Origin of the sequence: Polynucleobacter necessarius (genome assembly GCF_900095205.1) — a bacterium.
GTDB lineage: Bacteria > Pseudomonadota > Gammaproteobacteria > Burkholderiales > Burkholderiaceae > Polynucleobacter > Polynucleobacter necessarius_E.
Genome location: NZ_LT606951.1, coordinates 356,320 through 372,041, shown reverse-complemented (window position 1 = coordinate 372,041; position 15,722 = coordinate 356,320). Strand labels below are relative to the sequence as shown.

General features: G+C 45.2%; 13 protein-coding genes and 6 pseudogenes. 10 read left to right on the top strand and 9 right to left on the bottom strand.

Annotated features, from left to right (window positions below):
* The first annotated feature begins 43 nt into the window (after positions 1 to 43).
* The 4 genes and pseudogenes from DXE37_RS12015 (at position 44) to DXE37_RS01960 (ending at position 3,889) form a co-directional block, all read left to right on the top strand.
* Entirely contained in the window at positions 44 to 232 is a 189-nt protein-coding gene (locus DXE37_RS12015) for a hypothetical protein (RefSeq protein ID WP_231970932.1), read from the top strand.
* Positions 195 to 515, top strand: a complete 321-nt coding sequence (locus tag DXE37_RS12010; RefSeq protein WP_231970929.1) for a tripartite tricarboxylate transporter TctB family protein — start codon at positions 195 to 197, stop codon at positions 513 to 515. Before DXE37_RS12015 ends, DXE37_RS12010 begins: the two co-directional genes overlap by 38 nt.
* 3 nt (positions 516 to 518) lie before the next feature.
* Positions 519 to 2,035 (top strand): annotated as a pseudogene (locus DXE37_RS01965) (tripartite tricarboxylate transporter permease).
* An 81-nt stretch (positions 2,036 to 2,116) separates the two neighbouring features.
* Complete coding sequence (locus DXE37_RS01960) at positions 2,117 to 3,889, top strand: glutamine--tRNA ligase/YqeY domain fusion protein (RefSeq protein WP_114636405.1); 1,773 nt, start codon at positions 2,117 to 2,119, stop codon at positions 3,887 to 3,889.
* Here DXE37_RS01960 and DXE37_RS01955 read toward each other — a convergent pair.
* Positions 3,870 to 4,766, bottom strand: coding sequence for an SDR family oxidoreductase (locus tag DXE37_RS01955; RefSeq protein WP_231970928.1), 897 nt, complete (start codon positions 4,764 to 4,766; stop codon positions 3,870 to 3,872). The genes DXE37_RS01960 and DXE37_RS01955 overlap by 20 nt on opposite strands.
* Positions 4,767 to 4,793: 27 nt before the next feature.
* Here DXE37_RS01955 and DXE37_RS01950 point away from each other — a divergent pair, with 27 nt between their 5' ends.
* Positions 4,794 to 5,834: a CDP-6-deoxy-delta-3,4-glucoseen reductase gene (locus tag DXE37_RS01950; RefSeq protein ID WP_114636403.1), complete on the top strand. Its 1,041-nt coding sequence runs from the start codon at positions 4,794 to 4,796 to the stop codon at positions 5,832 to 5,834.
* Between the two features lie 66 nt (positions 5,835 to 5,900).
* Positions 5,901 to 7,094 (top strand): acetylornithine transaminase, encoded by a 1,194-nt coding sequence (locus DXE37_RS01945; protein WP_114636402.1) that lies wholly within the window; start codon positions 5,901 to 5,903, stop codon positions 7,092 to 7,094.
* Positions 7,095 to 7,117: 23 nt separating this feature from the next.
* Here the strand turns inward: DXE37_RS01945 and DXE37_RS01940 are convergent.
* From DXE37_RS01940 to DXE37_RS01910, 7 genes and pseudogenes are all read right to left on the bottom strand, one after another.
* Positions 7,118 to 7,829, bottom strand: a pseudogene (locus DXE37_RS01940) (ABC transporter ATP-binding protein).
* A gap of 3 nt (positions 7,830 to 7,832) precedes the next feature.
* A pseudogene (locus DXE37_RS01935) lies at positions 7,833 to 8,436 on the bottom strand (ABC transporter ATP-binding protein).
* 19 nt (positions 8,437 to 8,455) lie between these two features.
* Positions 8,456 to 9,530 (bottom strand): annotated as a pseudogene (locus DXE37_RS01930) (ABC transporter permease subunit).
* A 10-nt stretch (positions 9,531 to 9,540) separates the two neighbouring features.
* A pseudogene (locus tag DXE37_RS01925) lies at positions 9,541 to 10,483 on the bottom strand (branched-chain amino acid ABC transporter permease).
* 76 nt (positions 10,484 to 10,559) lie between these two features.
* Positions 10,560 to 11,649 (bottom strand): annotated as a pseudogene (locus tag DXE37_RS01920) (branched-chain amino acid ABC transporter substrate-binding protein).
* 132 nt (positions 11,650 to 11,781) lie between these two features.
* Positions 11,782 to 12,723 (bottom strand): 4-hydroxy-3-methylbut-2-enyl diphosphate reductase, encoded by a 942-nt coding sequence (gene ispH / locus DXE37_RS01915; protein WP_114636401.1) that lies wholly within the window; start codon positions 12,721 to 12,723, stop codon positions 11,782 to 11,784.
* Positions 12,724 to 12,726: 3 nt separating this feature from the next.
* Positions 12,727 to 13,173: an FKBP-type peptidyl-prolyl cis-trans isomerase gene (locus DXE37_RS01910; RefSeq protein WP_114636400.1), complete on the bottom strand. Its 447-nt coding sequence runs from the start codon at positions 13,171 to 13,173 to the stop codon at positions 12,727 to 12,729.
* A 3-nt stretch (positions 13,174 to 13,176) separates the two neighbouring features.
* Between DXE37_RS01910 and DXE37_RS13845 the strand changes: the two genes are divergently transcribed.
* From DXE37_RS13845 to rpmG, 4 genes are all read left to right on the top strand, one after another.
* Entirely contained in the window at positions 13,177 to 13,578 is a 402-nt protein-coding gene (locus DXE37_RS13845) for a UPF0758 domain-containing protein (RefSeq protein ID WP_331852097.1), read from the top strand.
* A 97-nt stretch (positions 13,579 to 13,675) separates the two neighbouring features.
* Positions 13,676 to 13,873 carry a JAB domain-containing protein gene (locus DXE37_RS11110; protein ID WP_331852096.1) on the top strand — a complete coding sequence of 66 codons (198 nt, stop codon included), beginning with the start codon at positions 13,676 to 13,678 and terminating at the stop codon, positions 13,871 to 13,873.
* Between the two features lie 153 nt (positions 13,874 to 14,026).
* Positions 14,027 to 14,260 (top strand): 50S ribosomal protein L28, encoded by a 234-nt coding sequence (rpmB, locus tag DXE37_RS01900; RefSeq protein WP_011903570.1) that lies wholly within the window; start codon positions 14,027 to 14,029, stop codon positions 14,258 to 14,260.
* 11 nt (positions 14,261 to 14,271) lie between these two features.
* Entirely contained in the window at positions 14,272 to 14,439 is a 168-nt protein-coding gene (gene rpmG / locus DXE37_RS01895; RefSeq protein WP_015421876.1) for a 50S ribosomal protein L33, read from the top strand.
* An 81-nt stretch (positions 14,440 to 14,520) separates the two neighbouring features.
* On the opposite strand, the gene DXE37_RS01890 is transcribed toward rpmG, so the two are convergent.
* Entirely contained in the window at positions 14,521 to 15,714 is a 1,194-nt protein-coding gene (locus DXE37_RS01890) for a DesA family fatty acid desaturase (RefSeq protein WP_114636399.1), read from the bottom strand.
* Positions 15,715 to 15,722 lie beyond the last annotated feature (8 nt).

Here is a 15,722-nt window from a genome sequence, read left to right as displayed (position 1 = left end):
ATCAATAAAAATCGGCAGTTAAGTCGACAACAAGGAGAGCAACTTGAAAATTCGCAATCAACGGGATTTTGGGGCTGGGGTCATGTACATGGTCATCGGCCTCTTCTTCGCCATCATGGCTACCCAATATCCAATAGGCACTGCTGCAAAAATGGGTCCAGGCTACTTCCTATTTGGGCATTTTGATGTTCCTTTTGGGGGTTCTAGTTGCGGTCAAAGCTTTCGGAGCTAAAGCAGCCATTGAATCCATATCTAAATTTAATTGGAAGATCATTGCCCAAATTACTGGTGCAGTCGTGCTCTATGGCATCCTGCTACCTCGCCTTGGTTTCTTGATTGCAGTTGTAGTTTTGGTATTTATCTCGGCCAGTGCAAGCAAAGAATTTACCTGGAAAGGCACCGCTATCAATGCAGCCTTCTTAGTAACGTTCACTTATTCAGTATTTGTGTTGGGCCTGAAACTTCAGTTCCCCTCCTGCCTGTATTCCTACAACAATAACGAACCGGGACTCTGAAAAATGGATTTATTTACTAATTTAGCTCTCGGTTTTGATGCCGCGTTCACACTACAAAATCTTCTGTACTGCCTCGTCGGTTGTATTTTAGGAACACTCATTGGCGTATTGCCTGGTCTTGGTCCTATCGCAACAATTGCGATGCTTTTGCCAGCTACTTATGCCTTACCTCCAATTGCAGTATTGATTATGTTGGCTGGTATTTACTACGGCTCACAGTACGGCGGCTCAACAACAGCGATTCTCTTAAATATCCCAGGAGAGACGTCCTCGGTGGTGACTGCGATCGACGGCTATCAAATGGCTCGAAATGGTCGCGCTGGTGTTGCACTCTTTACTTAGCGGGTATGGGCGCTCATTCTTTGCTGGTTGCGTGGCAACTTTGGTCTTGGCTGCCTTTGCTGCCCCACTCTCACAACTCGCATTTAAGTTTGGTCCTGCTGAGTACTTCTCGTTGATGGTCTTAGGCTTAATTGGTGCAGTGGTATTGGCATCTGGCTCTTTGATCAAAGCGATTGGCATAATCATCTTGGGTCTACTGATGGGCTTGATTGGTACTGACGTGAACTCTGGCGTATCTCGCTATGCATTTGATATTCCTGAGTTGAGCGACGGTATTGGCTTCGTAGCAGTTGCTATGGGCGTATTTGGTTTCGCAGAAATCATGGGCAACCTTAAAAGTCTGGTGAAGATGAAGGCTTCCTCAATAAGCTCACCAGCATGATCCCAACTAAGAATGATGTGAAGTGCATGATTCCATCCATCTTGCGCGGCACCACTATTGGTTCTATCTTGGGAATCTTGCCAGGCGGCGGTGCGGCATTGGCTGCAGTGTTTGGTGCCTACTCTGTTGAGAAGAAGTCTTCTAAGTACAGCCACGAATTCGGTAAAGGTGCGATCGAGGGTGTTGCAGGCCCAGAAGCAGCAAACAATGCTGCTGCACAAACATCACTTATCATTTGTTCCATTGCTCACATTAGGTATCCCACCAAATGCTGTGATGACCTTGATGGTTGGCGCAATGACTGTTCACAACATTCAACCTGGCCCACAAGTGATAACTAGCAATCCAGCCTTGTTCTGGGGTCTGATTGCTTCTATGTGGATTGGCAACGTGATGTTGATTCTCTTGAACTTGCCACTCATTGGTATTTGGGTGAAGCTCTTGAAGATTCCTTATCGCTTCCTTTACCCAGCAATTTTGGTGTTCTGCTGTATAGTATGTACACCGTGAACAACACCGTGGTTGACGTTTATGTGACCGCAGGCTTTGGCTTGATTGGTTACCTCTTCTTCAAGCTCGGTTACGAACCTCCTCCATTGCTCTTGGGCTTTGTGCTCGGACCAATGATGGAAGAGAACTTCCGCCGTGCACTATTTTGTTGTCACGTGGCGACTTCTCAACCTTCGTAACCCGTCTTCTGTCTTTAAGCTTGCTGATTGCAGCAGCCCTGTTGGTGGTGATTGTAGCTCTGCCAACGGTGAAGAAGACTCGCGAAGAGGCATTCGTGGAGAATTGATTCCTTGTAGCTTCCCAGAAACAAGCCCGCTGCAGTTAGCAGGCTCTTTAAGGGTCTCGGGGTTTTCTCTACAATGTGGCTATGTCCCAAGATAGCAAACCCCCCAAAGCAAGTGCCGGCGGTGTAGCCGAACCGTCCAACTTCTTACGTCAGATCATTGACCATGATTTAGCTAGCGGCGCTTTTTCACAGCGCACAAATTTAGCTGAACAACCTATTCCATCCATCATCACACGCTTTTCGCCTGAGCCAAATGGCTATTTGCATATTGGCCACGCTAAAAGTATTTGCCTGAACTTTGGTTTAGCCGCTGATTACAACAACCAAGCTGGTGGCGCTCGTTGCAATATGCGCTTAGATGACACCAACCCAGTAAAGGAAGATGTTGAGTACGCCGATAGTATTTTGGATGCGGTCAAGTGGTTAGGTTTTGACTGGGGAGCCCATCTCTATCACGCAAGCGACTACTTTGACAAACTGTATGAGTTTGCCGAGATCCTAATTCAAAATGGTAAGGCGTATGTTGATAGTCAAAGTGCTGATGACATCCATACCAATCGCGGCAACTTTGGTCAGGCCGGAAAAAATAGCCCTTATCGCGATCGCAGCCCAGAAGAAAATCTGCAAATGTTTCGCGACATGCGTGATGGCAAATTTAAAGACGGTGAACACGTTTTACGCCTGAAAATTGACATGTCTCATCCAAATATCGTCATGCGTGATCCTGTGGTGTATCGCGTTCGCCATACCGATCACCATCGTACTGGCAGTAAGTGGTGTATTTACCCGCTGTATGACTTCACACATTGCATCTCTGATGCCCTAGAGAACGTCTCTCACTCCATATGTACACTGGAGTTTGAAAACAATCGCCCTTTGTACGATTGGATTGTGAACTCCCTCAAAGAGCTTGGTTTATTTAAGGACCCAGTTCCACATCAATACGAATTCGCACGCCTCAACCTTACATATACCATTACTAGTAAACGTAAGCTTTTGCAGCTTGTTGAAGAAAAGCATGTAGAAGGCTGGGATGATCCGCGTATGCCAACTATCGTAGGTATTCGGCGTCGTGGTTATACCCCTGAGAGCATTCGTCTGTTTTGTGAACGCATTGGCGTGTCTAAAGCAGATAGCTGGATTGATATGAGCACGCTAGATCAGGCTCTGCGCGATGATCTCGAGGTTAGAGCATCGCGAGCAACTGCAGTATTAAAACCGCTAAAGCTTGTAGTTGAAAATTTTGATGCCTTTGCAAAAGAGGCTTGTTCTGCACCACGCCATCCAAATCATCCTGAGTGGGGCAATCGTGACTTCAACTTCACACGCGAACTGTGGATTGAGGCAGATGACTTCATGCAAGAACCTATCAAAGGATTCTTCAGGCTATACCCACCAATTGGTGATCAGCCCGGTAGCCGTGTGCGTTTACGCCATGGCTTTGTAGTCGAGTGCACCGGTTTTGAAACTGATACTCAAGGGAAAATCACTCAAGTCCATGTAACCCACTTCCCAGATAGTAAGAGCGGCACGCCAGGCTCTAATAATTACAAGATCAAAGGTAATATTCACTGGATCAGCGCTGCCGAGGCCATCCCTGCTGAGGTGCGCCTTTTCGATCATCTCTTTACCGATCCACATCCCGATAGTGGTGAGAAGAATTTCTTAGATGCCACTAATCCCAACTCCAAGCAAATAATTAACGCTTACATAGAGCCGTGTATGAAGGATGTCAAAGCAGAAGATCGCTTTCAATTTGAACGCCATGGCTACTTCGTTGCAGACAAGAACGATTCCAAACTTGGCAAGCCGGTATTTAACCGTACGGTTAGCCTTAAGGATTCTTGGAAATAGCTTTCAAAAAATGTCCTACGCTGGGATAGCGTAGCGGCATTCTGAGTTCATGTATGCGGGTGTTCGTCACTCTGCGAGATTCGCGCATAAAAAACCAAAGCATTGGACTAACCACTTTTTGCAGTTCGCTACTTGGCAATCGAGCCGGTCTTTCCAAGCCAAATGCATCGGCCACTTCATCAAAGTAATCGCCCATTTTTGTTTCATTACCATCACACACATTGATAACCCGCTGCGGCTTTGCAAAATAAACTGCGGCGCACACCAATCTTGCCAAATCATCGCTATGAATATGATTGGAATAGGCATCCTCCTGATGCACTAAGGCAGGTGTTTTAGCCTGAAGGCGTTCAATCGGCAGTCGGTCAGATGCATAAATCCCTGGAACACGCAGAATCGTTAAAGTTACCCCATGCGCAGGCGCCCAAAGACGTAGGGCACATTCAGCATCAACTCGTCTCTTGGCGCGCTCGCTTTGTGGGTTTACTGGAGTCACCTCACTCACTTTGGCGCCCTGATGATCACCATATACACCAGTCGTGCTGATATAAATGAGGCGCCTGACGGCATTGGGGCCTTGGGCTAAAATTCGAATGAGGTTGCGGGTTCGGCAATCACGATTCCCACTATTTTGTGGTGGCGCTAAATGGATCACGGTTTGAGCTAATCCGCTGAGGCGCCATAAAGATTCTGGATGATCCAGATTCCCTAAAATTGGGATTGCGCCAACCTTCCTCAACTCCTGAAAGCGATTACGTTGGGAAGTGAGAGCAAAAACACGATGACTTCGCGAAAGCTGTTTAGCTACACGAAGTCCGATGTCTCCACAGCCAATAATCAGGATGGATGGTTTACCAAAAGATTGCATAAGTGACATCGTAACGATTTATTGAAAGGAATGAGAGTGTCTTACCAAGTCACGCTCAAAACGAGCGGTAAACAATTTACAGTGAATCCAGATGAAACCCTTTTGGAGGCTGCTCTTCGCCAAGGTATTAACCTTCCTTATGGTTGTAAAAATGGCGCCTGTGGTTCTTGCAAGGGCAAAGCCTTAGAGGGGCAAGTCACACACGGGCAACATAGTGAAAGCACTCTTAGCAAAGCTGATGAGACATCAGGCAGTATTCTGTTTTGTTGCGCCCACCCACAGTCGGACCTCCTAATCGAAGCACGTGAAGTTCAAGGAGCTGGGGATATTGCAATTCGTAAAGTCCCCTGTCGCGTAAATACCATTCAGAAACCTAGTGACGATGTTGCTATTTTGAAACTACAGCTACCCGCGGCTGAGCGTTTTCAGTTTCTGGCTGGTCAATACATAGAGTTTCTTCTTAAAGATGGTCAGCGTCGTGCCTATTCAATAGCGAATGCACCTGAGCAGGAAGGCCCTCTAGAGCTACATATCCGACATTTACCGGGTGGTCTATTTACTGACTTTGTCTTTGGAGTATCTACTCCAGCCCTAAAAGAAAAGGATATTCTTCGTTTTGAAGGGCCATTAGGTAGCTTCTTTTTACGAGAAGACTCCAAAAAACCCATCATCTTTGTTGCGGCTGGAACAGGCTTTGCCCCGATCAAATCCATCATTGAACAAATGCAAGCAAAAAATATCTATCGTCCAATTCACCTCTACTGGGGTGGACATCGCCCAAGCGACCTGTACTTGGATGTTCTTTGTAAAAGCTGGGCAAATGAGATCCCTGACTTTCAGTACATTCCAGTCATATCAGATGCCCTAGCGGAGGATGCTTGGCAAGGTCGCACCGGCTTTGTTCATCAGGCGGCCATGGATGACCATCCGAATATGAAGGGCTTTCAGGTGTATGCCTGTGGAGCACCAGTGATGGTCAATGCCGCCAGAAATGACTTTTCATCCCAATGTCATCTTCCTGAAGAAGAATTCTTTGCAGACTCGTTTACCAACGCCGCTGATTTGGCGATATCTTAAGAACTGCAAAAGTCGAATCAGCGAGATAATAGAACTTCTTTTTATTACCAATCATCCTATATCAGCATGAATAATCCCGTACAGACTATTGATACCGATGCAGTGATGTTCATTACCCCACGTCCAGAAGTCATCATGGTCGAAGGTAAAGGCTCTTGGCTGATCGACAACAATGGCAAACGTTATTTGGACTTCCTGCAAGGTTGGGCGGTGAATTGTTTAGGTCATGGCAACACAGAGATGATTGAGGCACTGAATGCGCAAGCAAATAAGTTGATTAATCCAAGTCCTACGTTCTACAACGAACCCATGATTGGGCTATCTAATCTCCTGACTGAAAATAGTTGCTTTGATAAGGTTTTCTTCGCCAATAGCGGTGCAGAAGCCAATGAAGGCGCAATCAAACTAGCTCGCAAATGGGGTCAACTCAATAAATCGGGCGCTTTTGAAATCATTACGTTTGATCATAGTTTTCATGGGCGCACCTTGACAACCATGAGCGCCTCAGGTAAGCCAGGCTGGGATACCATGTTTGCCCCTCAGGTAGCGGGGTTTCCTAAAGCAGATTTAAACAACTTAGAGTCAGCCAAAAAACTCGTTACTGATAAAACAGTGGCAGTCATGCTCGAGCCTGTTCAGGGAGAAGGTGGCGTCATTCCAGCCACTAAAGAATTTATGCGTGAACTGCGCAAGTTCACTAAAGAAAATAGCATCCTTTTGATTGCTGATGAAGTGCAAGCTGGTTGTGGACGAACTGGCATGCTGTTTGCTTACCAAAACTACGGCATTGAACCTGACATCATGACCTTGGGCAAAGGCATTGGAGGTGGCGTTCCTTTGGCAGCGCTACTGGCAACTAATAATGTGGCCTGCTTTGTGCCTGGAGATCAAGGGGGCACTTATAATGGCAATCCCCTTATGACAGCTGTAGGCATTAGCGTCATCGAGCAACTCTTAGCCCCTGGATTCTTAGACAGCGTAAAAGCCAAAGGCGAATTACTGAAAGCGGAGTTACTCAATCTTTGTGTTGAATTCAATCTGGAAGGTGAACGTGGTGAAGGTTTACTGCGGGCTTTGATGTTAGGCAAAGATATAGGCGGGAAACTGGTTGAACTCGCAAGGGATCATAGCCCTGAAGGTTTATTAATTAACTCGCCTAGACCAAACCTATTGCGCTTTATGCCTGCCTTGAATGTATCCGATGATGAAATTCGTCAGATGTGCAATATGCTACGTGAGTTACTCAAAGAAGTGGCTTAAGACTTACCTAACCCATTGCCTATCTACTCACCTAGATAGGCAATTTTTACCATTGGATCCTCGAGCAATTCCTTGCCAGATCCACTCAGAGTAATTAAACCGCTTTCCATGACATAGGCTCGCCTAGCCATCCTCAAAGCAAGGCGCGCGTTCTACTCAACTAACAAAATGGTCATGCCGCTAGAAGACAGGCTACGTATGACGTCAAAGATAGTTTCGACCATGATCAGCAAGAGACCCATAGAAGGCTCATCTAAGAGTAATAACTTTGGCTCTGCCATCATCGCCCTAACCCATGGCAACCATTTACTGCTCTCCCCCAGAAAGCGTGCCAGCCAACTGAAATAGTCGCTCTTTTAATCTCGGAAAGTATGTGTAGATTTCTTCTAGCTTGCGCGCAATTTCTTTTGCATCCGATTTTAAGTAGGCGCCCATTTGGAGGTTTTCCAAAATAGTCATGCGCTTAAACACACCACGCCCTTCCGGAACCATACCTAATCCCAGTCGAACCAATTCATAAGCTGGAAGCTTTTTAGTGTCCAGATTCTCAAACTCAATCTCACCAGCGGTTGATGACAATAAGCCTGCAATGGCTTTTATTGTAGAACTTTTACCAGCGCCATTCGCGCCTATTAAGGCCACTAATTCACCATGGTTAACATGCAAATCGATTCCCTTAACAGCATTAATGCTGCCATAAGCCACTTCTTTTAAATCTTTTACAAGAAAAGCCATTCATCATGCAATTCCCTGACCAAGATAAGCTTTAATCACCTCTGGATGGACGCGCACATCTGCAGAGTTTCCCGAAGCAATCACTTTGCCATAATCCAATACCGTCAGACTATCACAGATACCCATCACCAAACTCAATCATGCTCAATCAGCAAGATTGTTTTACCGTCAGCTCGGATTCTGAGCAATAACTCGCGTAACTCTAATTTTTATGCGTTTTACTTCTTATCGCCCGCTCTTCATGCCTAGTAGATGGAAAGCGAAAAATGGCACCTAGCAAGCCTGCTTTGGAGCGGCAATGACACCCCACCATCACATTTTCGAGAACCGTCATTTCACCAAAAAGACGAATGTTCTGAAATGTTCTCGCTAAACCCGACTTGGTAACCTCTGATACCGACTCTGGAAAATAGGATTTGCCATTAAATAAAAAAATTCCAGTATCCGCAGGATACAGGCCCGGTAATGACATTAAAGAATGTTGTCTTACCAGCACCATTCGGACCAATAAGGCCCACAATTGAACCATGAGACACTTGCAGACCAACGAATTCAAGGGCCTGGACTCCACCACAAAGCGCTTAGAGACATCTGCCACATCCAAAATTAAATTAGGCGGGGGTTGGTCATTGCTTTGCCCCGCTCTTTTGCCAAATACCGCCAGGGCGATAAAGCATGATCAAAATTAAAGCCAAGCCATAAATCAATTGACGAATAATCTCGACATCAACAATGACATGCCCAAATAGCGCTTGCTGTACTGGTTGAGCGATGCCGCATAAGATTTCTGGGAATATCGCAAACAATACTGCCCCTAAGATCACCCCTGGAATATGTCCAATACCACCTAGCACGACCATAGCTAGAACTACGATGGACTCCCATAACGTAAAAGATTCGGGAGAAACAAAACCTTGAAAAGCAGAAAATAATACGCCCGCGACACCAGCAAAAGAGGCGCCAATTGCAAAAGCCAATAATTTCATATTCCGCGTATTGATACCCATGGCTTTGGCTGCAATCTCATCTTCACGAATTGCAACCCAAGCGCGTCCAATGCGAGAGTCTTGCAGGCGTAAGCAGACGATTGTTACTAATACTCCCAGGGATAAAAATAGATAGAACACCAAATACAAACCGGGTATTTTAATAAAACCTAAATCTAAAGTTTTGGCAAAAGAAATACCAAAGAATTGAATCGGATCTATAGCGGAAATCTCCTTAGGACCATTGGTCAGATTTAATGGCCGATCCAGATTGTTCATAAAGATACGAATAATTTCGCCAAAGCCCAAGGTAACAATTGTCAAATAATCGCCACATAACTGAAGCATTGGCAAGCCTAAGGTGATTCCAAATAATGCAGCCAAAATAATCGAGAAGATCGCCACCATCCAGGGTGAAAAGTGCATACCCTCTGGAAATGCTGCCGCAATCGTTTCAAACTGCTGAGGTAAATGCGGCGAAGCCAATAATGCAAAACTGTATGCGCCTAAGGCATAAAAAGCGATATATCCCAGGTCCAATAATCCGGCAAAACCCCACCACTACATTTAAGCCGAGGGCTAAAACGATATAAAGCAGGGCAAAGTCCAGTACACGAACCCAATAATTACCTCCAGCCGCCCCAACCACCCAAGGCAACAGAACCAATGCAATCACTCCAAGCCATAAATAGGCCGAGCGGCTTAGTCGATTCACAATGAAGCCTTTAGGCACGATCTGAAATCTTTTCACCCAACAGCCCCATAGGTCGCAAAACCAATACCAATATCAAAACAAGGAATGCAAAGATATCTTGATAGTTAGAGCCAAACACACTGCCTGTCAGCTCACCAATATATCCTGCACCCAAAGACTCAATCAACCCTAAAAGCAATAGCCTCCTAGCATTGCGCCCTGAAGATTGCCAATGCCACCACAAGAACGGCTGCAGTAAAAGCTTTGAGGCCTGGAATAAAGCCCATATAAAAATGGACATTGCCATAGGTTGCTAGCAATTATGACTCCAGCCAAAGCCGCCAACGCGCCACCCAACATAAAGGTAAAATTGAAATCACACGATTAGGATTAACGTCCATTAATGCAGCTATTTGAGTCTGTTCAGCGGTAGCGCGCATAGCCCTACCTAGCTTTGTTTTTTCTACTAAGAACAATAGTCCTAATATCACTACTAGAGCCACCACGATGATGACAATTTCTTTTCCTGTAATCGATGCGCCGGCGCTCCACAAATCAATTGGGGTAGATGGCAGAAGTTGAGGATAGGTCATCGGATTGCGCGACCAAATCATCATTGCAATAGTTTGCAAAAGAATTGACATGCCGATCGCTGAAATCAAAGGAGCCAATCGGGGCGCATTTCGTAAAGGTCTGTAAGCAATTCGCTCAATCCAATAACTCAATCCCGCACAAACTGCCATGGTGACTGGCAATATTATTAATAGCGTAAGCCAACCAGGCAAATCGCCCGTCAGATTCAAAATCAGTCGCAATAATGAAAGCGATACCATGGCGCCAATCATCAAAACTTCACCATGAGCAAAATTAATGATTCCCAAAACACCATACACCATGGTGTATCCCAAAGCGATCAATGCATAGATACTGCCGAGCACTAAGCCGTTAACGATCTGCTGAAGAAGAATATCCATTAAGTTCGAGAATGAATTTAGACTTGATAAAAAATGGCGCCGCTATACTGCGGTGCTATTTTTTCCTAAAGGATCATTACATCTTGATGACATCAAAAACATTTTTCTTTTTATCTTTGAAGTCGTACAAGGTAATCACACCCTCTTTCATATCACCCTTGTTATCAAAAGCAATATTGCCGATCAAGCCCTGCATTTTGGTATCAGGCATCACGGCCAATATCTTCACAGGATCAGTCGAATTTGCACGCTTCATCGAATCAACTAGAACATAAACAGCATCATATGTGAAGGGCCGCATAAATCTGAACATCAGCATTAAAGCGCTCTTTAAATCGCTTCTGGAAGTCAGCGCCTTTAGCTATCTTAGGCAGAGCCATGCCTTCTTCAGAACAAATCACATTTACAATTGCTTCTCCTGCCAACTCAATTAACTTCTCAGTACACATGCCATCGCCACCAACGACTTTTGCTCGAATACCAAGCTCAGTGGCTTGTTTTGCCAATGGACCTCCGGTAGCATCCATGCCGCCATACATGATGACATCTGGTTTACTACCTTTTACCTTAGTCAGAATCGCTTTGAAATCTATTGCCTTGTTATTGCTAGCTTCCCGAGTAACGACTTTCAAACCTGCAGCCTTGATGGTTTTTTCAAACTCATCCGCCAAACCTTTGCCGTATTGAGTAGAGTCGTCAATGATGGCTACCGTCTTAGCCTTCCAAGGTATTGATAACGTAATTTGCCAATGCGGGGCCTTGCTGGGCATCCGTCGCCACTAAGCGGAAGGTAGTTTTAAAGCCTTGCTTGGTGTAATCGGGGTTGGTCGCTGAAAATGAGACCGGGCAATACCAGCATCACTGTAAATTTTGGATGCCGGAATACTAGTTCCGGAATTTAAGTGGCCCACCACACCGACCATCTTGGCATCAACTAATTTTTGAGCTACTTGAGTTGCTATTTTCGGATCCTCTGCATCATCCCTCAGGAACCAAAGTGAGGACTACTTTTTTCCGTCGATGGTTAGGTCGGACTGATTGATTCCCTCAATCGCCATTCTTGCGCCGTTCTCGTTATCTTTACCCAAATGAGCAATCGGACCGGTTAACGGAGCAACGTGACCAATCTTGACTTCCACTCCATCTACACAGGAGCTGCCGCTGATTTGTTATCGCTCTTTCCACAACCAGCAAGAATGAAAGTTGCTACGGATACCGCGCAATAGCACTTTTCATAAAAATCACTTTTGACGCTTTTAAATTAATCATGTAAAGCCCCTCTATTATGGATGCAAACTTCAATCAACTAAATTTTTAGGCAAAGAAAAAGTGACATCCTCAACAACCCCATCTAATGCACAGACTTGCCTTGGACCAAACTCTTGAATGCGCTTAACAATCGATTGAGCCAAGCTCTCCGGAGCCGATGCGCCTGCCGTTAAACCAATGCGCTTTTTTCCAATAAACCACTCTGGCTTTAATTGCTCAGGTGAGTCCACCATGTAAGAAGGTACACCCAACTTTTCAGAAAGCTCACGCAAACGATTGGAATTCGAGCTAGTCGCACTTCCCACCACAATAACTAACTCAACTTGAGGCGCCATAAATTTCACCGCATCTTGGCGATTCTGGGTGGCATAACAAATATCTTGTTTACGAGGCTGAACAATATTGGGAAACTTCTTCGTTAACGCTTCAACAATTTCTTTTGTCTCGTCTACTGAAAGCGTTGTCTGGGTAACAAAAGCTATCTTCTCATCAGCAGAGAAAGGCAAGGAGCCAATATCACCGACTTTCTCAATCAAGAAAACACCCTCTTTGACCTGGCCCATTGTTCCCTCAACCTCAGGATGTCCAGCGTGACCAATCATCAACACTGTATAGCCGTCCTTACACATTTTGACGACCTCAAGATGAACCTTCGTCACCAATGGACATGTTGCGTCATAGACCTGCAGACCTCGCTCTTGAGCATCCTTGCGCACTTCTTGAGAAACGCCATGAGCACTAAACACGACAATGCCACCTTTGGGAACTTCATGCAGTTCTTCTACAAAAACTGCACCCTTCTCGCGCAACTCATTTACAACATAAGCGTTATGCACAATTTCGTGACGAACATAAATTGGCGCACCAAAACGATTGAGCGCCTCATTCACAATATTGATCGCACGATCTACGCCTGCGCAAAAACCGCGCAGCTGAGCCATCAGAATTTCTGCTTTATCAGGAGTCATCATCAGCTACAGGATCGCTACAATCTCTGCTTCAAAAGTAACCGGTCTTCCTGCGAGAGGATGATTGAAGTCAAACCAGGCGCCTTCATCGTCTATAGATTGCAGAACACCTGCATATTGAGCGCCGCCAGGCGCATTGAATTCAATTACATCGCCCGGATTAAATTCCACATCGTCATCGCGACCTTCTCTAAGAGCCTTCAAAGAGGTCCATTGCACTAATTCATCTTTGCGCTCGCCAAAACTTTCTTCAGGCGTAAGCACTGCACTTTTTTTCTCACCAACCGCCAACCCCAATAATACTTTTTCAAAACAAGGAGCGAATTGTCCAGACCCCATCAAAACCGTAGCAGGACGATCAACAAAGGTGTTGATGTAATCCTCCCCATTAGGCAAGGTAAGCCGATAGTTGAGAGTCAAATAGGAATTAGGCAAAACAGTAAGTTTGTTCATAAGGTGATTATATCTAGGCCTGCGCTAGCTGTGCATTCCCCAATTTCAAACTGGCCAAAAAATGAGCAACCTAGAGAAAAGTTGCGCCTAAATAGGGCGGTAACACTCTCAGATGCTGAATTGCTGACCATCTTTTTAAGGGTAGGAGTCAAAAGCAAAAGTGCAGTGACATTAGCCAAGGACCTTTTGCATCATTTTGGAAGCTTACCCCGACTTCTAGCTGCCACTCCCGAAGATTTAACACGCATTCACGGCGTGGGGCTATCCAAATGGTCCCAAATTCAAGCGGCCTATGAGCCGGTTAAGCGCAGCCTTGAACAAAGCCTTGAGTGCAGACCCTATTTTCTCTTCCCAGAACCATGTCAGAGAGTTTTTGCAAGTCAACATTGGCCGTCTACCCCATGAGGTATTTCTCTGCCTTTATCTAGACTCTCAATTACATCTTATTAGAGGCTCCATTGCCTAAACAGCCATTTACCCTCGTGAAACCCTTAAGGAAGTCTTGGCAAAAAATGCTAGCGCTCTCATCGTGGCTCATAACCACCCCAGTGGCAACCCTTTACCTAGTGCCGCAGATCAGGAACTTACTCAGATACTCCTAAATGCCCTGCAATTAGTAGACATTCAACTACTTGACCACTGCATTGTGAGTGGCAGTGGATTTTTCTCATTTTCCGGCGCAGGCCTTATGAATAAATAGCAAAAATGAAAGTAATTACTAACTTATAAGCCTTTTTTGAGAATATTTGCCATATACCCACGTAATTCACACTTAAGAAAGCCATTTAGGGCTAGCCCAAAATAGCTTAGGACTGATACAATCTTCTCTTTTCGCAATTAATGGAGTTATGTCATGGCAAAAGTTTGCCAAGTCACTGGGAAGAAGCCGATGGTTGGCAACAATGTATCCCATGCAAACAATAAAACGAAGCGTCGCTTTTTGCCGAATTTGCAAAACCGCCGTTTCTGGGTTGAATCTGAAAATCGTTGGATTAGCTTGCGCTTAACCAATGCTGGTTTGCGCGTTATCGACAAAAACGGCATCGATGCTGTGTTGTCTGATCTCCGTGCACGTGGCGAAATTTAAGGAGCGCACAAATGGCTAAAGGCGGCAGAGAAAAAATCAAGTTAGAGTCATCAGCAGGTACTGGTCACTTCTACACTACTTCAAAAAACAAGCGTACTAAGCCTGAGAAAATGGAGATCATGAAATTTGATCCAACCATTCGAAAGCACGTAGCTTACAAAGAAACAAAACTAAAGTAAGACATTCTTTAGTTCCTACTTTTAGTAAATAAAAAACCCGCTGATCGAGCGGGTTTTTTATTGCCTAGAATTTCTGCTGATTTAAACGTAGCGTCGCAACCTCAAAGAGAACTCACGCAAACTACTTAAGCCACTCTCTTCAGCACGTTGGCACCACGCATGCAATTGTGCAAGCAGTTGCTCTCTAGTGGCCGATGAGCGACTCCAGATTGCTTGTAATTCACGACGCATCTCAATCATCTTACGTAACTGAGCGTTACTAGCCATCAGCTCTTCAAGATTCGCCTTCTCCTGCTCAGTCAGACGAGACTCGTCTTTGGACAACCAGGACCGAGCATCACTTAAATGCGCGGCTAAGACCTGCATATGCTGCACTTCATTACTGAAGAAGCTGCGTAATGTCTTGCTATAGCGCGCCATGATTTCATAGCGGTTTGCAATGATGGCTTCTAACATATTTTGATCGGCTGGACGTAAATCACCGAGAACAGGCTTAGGTGGAGTCTTCTTTACAGTAGCTAAGCCAACAGCACTCATGGTCTGGATATACATCCAACCAATATCAAATTCATACCACTTGTTTGATAGCTTCGCACTCGTTGCAAATGTGTGGTGGTTGTTATGAAGCTCTTCACCACCAATCAAAATTCCCCAGGGCACAATATTTCTTGAGGCGTCTTCGCAATCAAAATTACGATAGCCCCAATAGTGACCGATACCATTAATAATGCCAGCAGCAGTAATAGGAATCCACAACATTTGAACTGCCCAAACCGTTAGGCCAACTGCACCAAATAATAACACATCAATGATGAGCATGATGGCCACACCTTGCCAAGAAAATTTGGAATAAATATTGTGCTCAATCCAATCGTCTGGAGTGCCATGACCAAATTTATCTAAGGTCTCTTTGTTCGTCGCTTCTTTTTTGTACAGCTCAGCACCACGAGAAAGAACAGTATTAATGCCTAAAACTTGAGGGCTGTGTGGATCATCCACTGTTTCACATTTGGCATGGTGCTTACGATGAATAGCGGCCCACTCTTTGGTAACCATGCCCGTGGTTAACCAAAGCCAAAACCGGAAGAAATGAGAGACGATTGGATGCAGATCCAAGGCACGGTGAGCTTGGCAACGATGCAAAAAGATGGTGACAGCGGCAATGGTGATGTGGGTGGCTACCAGAATAAAAACGGTAATTTGCCACCATGACCAATCCAAATATCCATTAGTAAGCCATTGAAGAAACAAATCAAAACCTGAAACTGTATTCAAAAGGAGAT